Annotated in this window: 1 protein-coding gene; it reads left to right on the forward strand. The window is 75.7% G+C overall.

Features of this window, described 5'->3' with window-relative positions:
- Positions 1-313 (forward strand): ATP-binding cassette domain-containing protein (locus tag IF47_RS0127190; protein ID WP_031511735.1); only part of this gene is annotated, 313 nt, incomplete at both ends.

Consider the following 313-nt stretch of genomic DNA (forward strand, 5'->3'; position numbering starts at 1 on the left):
GTCCACCACCATGCGGCTGGTGCTCGGCCTGGACCGGCCGACCGCCGGTTCGGCGACCATCGGCGGCCGCGCCTACCCGACCCTGCGCGAACCCCTGCGCCACGTCGGCGCCCTGCTCGACGCGCAGGCCGCGCACGGCTCCCGTACCGCCCGCGACCACCTCCGTGTCCTGGCGGCGAGCAACCGCATCCCGGACCGACGCGTCGACGAGGTACTGGAGGAAACCGGCCTGGCCTCGGTGGCCCGGCGCCGCGTACGGACGTACTACCTGGGCATGCGCCAGCGGCTCGGCATCGCTGCCGCCCTGCTGGGC

Origin of the sequence: Streptomyces megasporus, from assembly GCF_000718985.1 — a bacterium.
GTDB lineage: Bacteria > Actinomycetota > Actinomycetes > Streptomycetales > Streptomycetaceae > Streptomyces > Streptomyces megasporus.